Annotated in this window: 7 protein-coding genes; all 7 read left to right on the top strand. The window is 37.5% G+C overall.

All coding sequences use genetic code 11. The features are described 5' to 3' along the window. Window positions 1–788 (top strand): family 1 glycosylhydrolase (locus BCR25_RS06255; RefSeq protein WP_139124536.1); only part of this gene is annotated, 788 nt, incomplete at its 5' end. A 16-nt stretch (window positions 789–804) separates the two neighbouring features. Further along, window positions 805–1,620, top strand: a complete 816-nt coding sequence (locus BCR25_RS06250) for a histidine phosphatase family protein (protein WP_069662758.1) — start codon at window positions 805–807, stop codon at window positions 1,618–1,620. A 128-nt stretch (window positions 1,621–1,748) separates the two neighbouring features. Continuing rightward, entirely contained in the window at window positions 1,749–2,513 is a 765-nt protein-coding gene (locus tag BCR25_RS06245; RefSeq protein WP_069662757.1) for a tyrosine-protein phosphatase, read from the top strand. A 25-nt stretch (window positions 2,514–2,538) separates the two neighbouring features. Further along, on the top strand, window positions 2,539–3,021 hold the full coding sequence (locus BCR25_RS06240; protein ID WP_069662756.1) for a nucleoside deaminase: 483 nt from the start codon (window positions 2,539–2,541) through the stop codon (window positions 3,019–3,021). 164 nt (window positions 3,022–3,185) lie between these two features. Then, the gene (locus BCR25_RS06235) at window positions 3,186–3,503 is read left to right on the top strand and encodes a cupin domain-containing protein (RefSeq protein ID WP_069662755.1); all 318 of its coding nucleotides are present in this window, start codon (window positions 3,186–3,188) and stop codon (window positions 3,501–3,503) included. Window positions 3,504–3,528: 25 nt separating this feature from the next. After that, window positions 3,529–5,163 (top strand): peptide ABC transporter substrate-binding protein, encoded by a 1,635-nt coding sequence (locus tag BCR25_RS06230; RefSeq protein ID WP_069662754.1) that lies wholly within the window; start codon window positions 3,529–3,531, stop codon window positions 5,161–5,163. Window positions 5,164–5,393: 230 nt separating this feature from the next. After that, complete coding sequence (locus BCR25_RS06225; RefSeq protein WP_069662753.1) at window positions 5,394–6,092, top strand: DUF1003 domain-containing protein; 699 nt, start codon at window positions 5,394–5,396, stop codon at window positions 6,090–6,092. Window positions 6,093–6,099 lie beyond the last annotated feature (7 nt).

Below are 6,099 nucleotides of genomic sequence, written 5' to 3'. Positions count from 1 at the left end.
GCGCGGTTGCCACAAAGATCGCTCATGAAGTCGATCCTGAAAACCAAGTCGGCTGTATGTTGGCGGCTGGAACGAACTATGCGTATACATGTAAACCGGAAGATGTTTGGGCTGCACGTAAAGCAGATCGTGAAAACTTCTTCTTCATCGATGTTCAATCTCGCGGAGAATACCCAGCGTATGCGCTGAAAGAATTAGAACGTGAAGGCATCGAATTACCGATCGAAGACGGCGATTTAGAGTTGTTGAAAGAGCATACGGTTGATTTTATTTCTTTCTCTTACTATTCATCACGCGTCCAATCAACGGATCCAGCTGTTAATGAACAGACTGCAGGAAACATTTTTGCCTCTGTGAAAAACCCATACTTGGAAGCAAGTGAATGGGGCTGGCAGATCGATCCACTAGGGTTGCGTGTGACGATGAATGATTTATACGACCGTTATCAAAAACCATTATTCATCGTTGAAAATGGCTTAGGCGCCGTTGATACACCAGATGAAAATGGCTATGTGGTAGATGATTATCGAATCGAGTATTTAGCAGCACATATCCAAGCGATGAAAGATGCCGTAGAATTAGATGGCGTAGATCTATTAGGCTACACAACATGGGGCTGTATTGACCTTGTTTCAGCAGGAACAGGAGAAATGAAAAAACGTTACGGTTTTATCTATGTGGACCGCGACAATGAAGGTAATGGCACATTGAAACGTTCGAAGAAAAAATCATTTGATTGGTATAAAAAAGTAATCGCAACAAATGGGGAAGATTTAACGAACAAATAACTAAGGAGGAGTTAAAATGAAAAAAATAGTAAAGCTATTAGGGATTGTAATGTTAGGGGTATTGGTTGTTGCAGGATGTGGAAATGGTAACACCAAAGAAGAGACATCTTCAGCAAAAAAAACACCAGAAGAATTAACACTGTATATTGTCCGACATGGTAAAACAATGCTGAATACGACAGACCGTGTACAAGGCTGGTCAGATGCCGTGCTTACAAAAGCCGGGGAAGAAGTTGTAACCGCAGCAGGTGTTGGACTGAAAGATATTGAATTCCAAAATGCATACAGTAGCGATAGCGGACGTGCGATTCAAACAGCAAATTTGATTATCAAAGAAAATGAAAAATCATCAGATTTAAAAGTAATTACAGATGAGCGTTTACGAGAATTCAACTTTGGTACCTATGAAGGCGATCTTAATCACACCATGTGGCAGGATATTGCCGATGACCAAGGGATAACGTTGGAAGAATTCTTGAAAAACATGACCCCTGAATCATTTGCCAATAGCGTAGCAAAGCTAGATGCTAAAAATGTAGAAGAAGCAAAAATCAACTGGCCGGCAGAAGACTACGAAACGATTACAACAAGGCTTAAAGCTGGAATCGAAGATATCGTTGAAAAAGAAATGAAAAACGAAGGTTCTGGAAATGTCTTGATTACCTCTCATGGATTAAGTATTTCTGCAATGTTGGATACCTTGTTTGACGACTTTAAAATTCCAGAAGGTGGCATGAAAAACGCCAGTGTTTGTACTGTAAAATATAAAGACGGAAAATATACATTAGATAAAGTTAACGATCTAAGTTACGTTGAAGCAGGACAAAAATAAATTTAAATAAGGTTGAAACAGTCCTCCTAGATTGTTTCAGCCTTATTTTCTATAAAAATCGGAGAAAGAGACATTTTCAATTAGCTTTTGTGTATAATAAAACTAAAAAGGAAGGAAAAAGGTAAAATATGATGGTAACTATTACAAATTTTAGAGATATTGGCGGTATTGAGAATAAAGCCGGAAAGAAAATTAAAACAGATATTTTTCTAAGATCAGGAGAATTATCTAAGCTAACCAAAGAAGATGAGCAACGCTTAGAAAAAAATTATCGCTTAGGTAAAATCATCGATTTAAGAAGTGAGCTGGAAGTGGAAGAACGTCCTGACATGTCGGTTCCTAGATCAGAATATATCCACATCGATATCTTAGAAGATATTCAAGATGAAGGCGCGTCGATCGAAGATTTTGTCAAGATTGGTTCTCCGGAGAAATCCGCTTCTTATATGGAAAAACTTTATGCAGACATTGCTTTAAATGTTACTGCGCAAAAAGGATATAATAAATTTTTTGAAGAAATTTTAGCTTTGGATAAACAAGAAAGTATTTTATTCCATTGCTTTGCAGGAAAAGACCGTACCGGAATTGCTGCCGCACTAGTCTTGGAAACATTAGGAGCACCTAGAGAGGCCATTTATGCGGATTATTTGTTGACGAATGAGTTAAGAAAAAAAGAAAACGCGATGATCTTGGAACAAGCAAAAAAATCTCAACTAGCGGATGCGAATCTTGAAGCGTTGCATGTAGCATTGAATGTTGACAGTAGCTATTTAGATAATTTTTACCAGACAGTAGACGCTCAGTATGGCGATATTTCTACATACTTGAAACAAGCGATAGGCTTGGATAAGTTAGCTACTGAGGCATTGAACAACCGTTTTCTTGTAGATTAAACGCATAGTTGAAAGGAAGCAAAAAATGATGAAGAAACAGCATCTTGAATTACTAACACGCTGCATTCAGATTTCTCAAGCAGCTCGTGAGCATGGGAATACACCGTTTGGAGCGCTATTAGCTGATAAAGAGGGAAATATTCTTTTAGAGCAGGAGAACATCGAAATCACAGAAGCAATCTGTACAGGGCACGCGGAAACAACACTAGCTGCGAAAGCATCACAAAAATACAGTAAAGAGTTCTTATGGACGTGCACATTATATACAACAGCAGAACCTTGTGCGATGTGTACGGGTGCAATCTATTGGGGGAATATTGGTACGATCGTATATGCGATGACTGAAAAACGACTTCTGGAATTAACCGGAGACAATGAACAAAATCCAACATTTGATTTACCAGCAAAAGAAATTATTAAGCGTGGGCAAAAAGAGATTCAACTGATTGGTCCATTTCCAGAGGTTGAAGCAGAAGCAGCTGCCGTTCATCAAGGATATTGGAACTAAATGAAAAGTGGTAGTCTATTTCTGATAAGAAGGGATGCCACTTTTTTTGATTAATAGAAATGCTACATATTTTCTAAAAAATCAGAATTTTCTAAAATAATATTGACTTATTGAATCGTTAAGGTAATAATAAAAAATAACTACAAAGGAGCTGGGGGAAATAAATGATTATTAAACCGACACTACCGCAAGAAATGACGATATTTTTTGATGCAGAAAACCAACCAAACGAAAACGTTCAAATGGGATTAGTTGTCTTACAGCCGGGAGAAAAACGACCATTAGAAGGATTCGCTAGACATGAGCAAGATGAGTACTCTTATGTGGTTTCAGGAGAAGCACATACAATTTTAGAAGATGGTCAAGATCTAGTCGGTAAGCCAGGAGACGCTCAACTGATCGAAGCTGGTGAAGGACATATCAACTATAATGACGGAGCAGAACCAGCAGTTGTTGTTTGGCTGCTAGTTGAACGCACATAAAAAAATAAAAGTAAGGGAGAAATGTATGAAAAAACTAGTTCAGTCGATCCTCGGATTGACACTAATGATGACGATCATTTCGGGATGTTCCAGCAATGAAAATAAGGAGTCGGCAAAGACACAACCGCTCAACTTGATGTCCGCCTCTGAATTAACGACCTTGGATACTTCAGTGATGTTGGATTTTCCAGATGCCATCGTCCAGACTGCAGCGTTTGAAGGTTTATATGCACTAGATGAAAAAGACCAGCTGATTCCAGCAGCAGCTAAAGAAATGCCGGAAATATCTGAAGACGGTAAAACCTATACAATCAAATTAAGAGAAGATGCCAAATGGAGTAATGATGATCCAGTAACTGCAAAGGACTTTGAATATGCCTGGAAGAAAATGATCGATCCTAAAAATGGATTTGTATACAGCTTTTTAGTCAAAGATACAATTTTAAATGCTGATGAGATCTCTGATGGAAAAAAATCAGTAGACGAACTTGGGGTCAAAGCCCTCGACGATCAAACCCTAGAAGTAAAGTTAAAAGAAGCAAAACCATATTTTACATCTGTACTGGCTTTCCCGACTTTTTTCCCGCAAAATCAGAAAGTTGTTGAAGAAAAGGGAACGGATTATGGGACTTCGAGTGAAAATGTCGTTTATAATGGCCCATTCATCGTTGAAAACTGGAAGCAAACAGATTTAAGTTGGGACTTAAAAAAGAACGAAAAATATTGGGATCATGAAAAAGTGAAATCCGATAAGATTCACTACGAAGTCGTCAAAGAAGCGTCAACTGCATTGAACCTATTTGAAGATGGTCAGTTGGATGTTGCAACGATCACTGGAGAATTAGCTAAACAAAATCAAAGCAACCCGGATTATCATTCCTATCCGACAGCAACAATGAACTACATTCGTCTGAATCAAAAACGAAAAGATAAAGAGACACCATTGAAAAATCAAAACCTTAGAAAAGCGTTAGCTCTTGGTATCGACAAAGAAAATTTAGTCAATAATATTATTGCTGATGGCTCAAAACCGTTATATGGTACGGTGACAGAAGGTTTTGTCAGTAATCCAGAAACAGGTGTTGATTTCAGAGAAGAAGCCGGAGATCTGCTGAAATATGATGAGAAAGAAGCACTTGCTTATTGGGAACAAGCCAAAAAGGAACTTGGAGATAAAATTACGCTTGATCTAATGGTGACTGATGATGGCTCTTATAAGAAAATGGGAGAAAGTTTACAAGGGAGCTTAGAAAAATTATTTTCCGGTTTAACGATCAATGTGACAGCTTTACCTACAGAGACCGCATTGAACCTGAGCAGAGAAAGCGACTACGATATGTTCTTGATTTATTGGACACCAGATTATCAAGACCCTATTTCAACACTAAGCATGCTGCGAAGCGGAAATGATCGTAACTATTCAAATGCAACCTACGATGGATTGCTGGATGAAGCGTCACAAAAATATGCAACCGACTTACAAAAACGTTGGGAGACATTGATTGCAGCGGAAAAAGAAGTAATCGAAGAAACTGCCGGAATGATTATTATCAGCCAAAATCAACAATCCGTTTTACAAAACCCGCAAGTCAAAGGCTTAAACTATCATACGTTTGCTGCGCCATTAACGCTGAAAAATGTCTATAAAGAAACGGAATAACCTATAAAGTAAGCAGCAAAGTGATACTTATCAACTAAAATAATCCGAACAATAAACGACCTCCAGGATATTTTTGTCTTATTAAATATGACAGGAATCCTGGAGGTTAAATATTTTCTAGACTGTCATTCTATTTATTCAAGAAAAACAAGTGCGTCTTAGTCATATTAATATCTGAAACTGTGCTCTCGTTGTATGATAGAGATATAAATCGTAGGGAGTGTGAGAAAATGACTAAAACTATGCAGGATAAATCTGTGGAAAATAGCGAAATGAAGCTGAAAGATGTAGAAGAAGAAATTCGACAATTCATTTTAGAACAGCATCCAGAGTTGACAGAGGAGACAACTATACTTTTTCCAGAATTATTGGCTTATCGATTAGATTATATGAAAAAAATGATAAAAAGTGATTCTAAAAAAATGGAAAAATTGAATGCTACGATACTTCAAAATGTTAAAAACAATGAAACGATCTCAGATAATCTCAATACAACTATGGAAAAAAATCTGACAGTTGGGCAAAAAACAGCAGATGCTATTGCAAAATTTGGGGGTAGCTGGCCATTTATATTTATCTTTGTCGTTGTACTCATCGTATGGATCATAATCAATTCGACCCAGCTAGTAGGCAAGCCGTTTGATAAATATCCGTTTATTTTGTTGAATTTACTGTTATCCTGTTTAGCTGCAATCCAAGCACCAGTTATTATGATGAGTCAAAATCGTCAAGAAGCAAGAGATCGAGAGCAAGCAAACAACGATTATAAAGTAAACCTAAAAGCAGAGATCGAAATCAATCTGCTTCACGAAAAAATGGACTATTTGATCAATAGTCAGTGGCAGCATTTAATCCAAATACAGCATATGCAAATTGAACTGCTAAGTGAACTACAAGAGCAAGTAAGCGAACGAAACAAAAATGATTGAACGAGGG

Origin of the sequence: Enterococcus termitis, assembly GCF_001730305.1 — a bacterium.
Taxonomy (GTDB): domain Bacteria; phylum Bacillota; class Bacilli; order Lactobacillales; family Enterococcaceae; genus Enterococcus_L; species Enterococcus_L termitis.
The sequence above is the reverse complement of the archived record's forward strand: the minus strand, read 5'-3'. Positions and strand labels throughout refer to the sequence as shown.

Excerpts from the sequence above, each read along its gene's own strand:
- BCR25_RS06250 (WP_069662758.1), top strand. The coding sequence starts at position 805 with ATGAAAAAAATAGTAAAGCTATTAGGGATTGTAATGTTAGGGGTATTG.
- BCR25_RS06245 (WP_069662757.1), top strand. The coding sequence starts at position 1,749 with ATGATGGTAACTATTACAAATTTTAGAGATATTGGCGGTATTGAGAAT.
- BCR25_RS06240 (WP_069662756.1), top strand. The coding sequence starts at position 2,539 with ATGATGAAGAAACAGCATCTTGAATTACTAACACGCTGCATTCAGATT.
- BCR25_RS06235 (WP_069662755.1), top strand. The coding sequence starts at position 3,186 with ATGATTATTAAACCGACACTACCGCAAGAAATGACGATATTTTTTGAT.
- BCR25_RS06230 (WP_069662754.1), top strand. The coding sequence starts at position 3,529 with ATGAAAAAACTAGTTCAGTCGATCCTCGGATTGACACTAATGATGACG.
- BCR25_RS06225 (WP_069662753.1), top strand. The coding sequence starts at position 5,394 with ATGACTAAAACTATGCAGGATAAATCTGTGGAAAATAGCGAAATGAAG.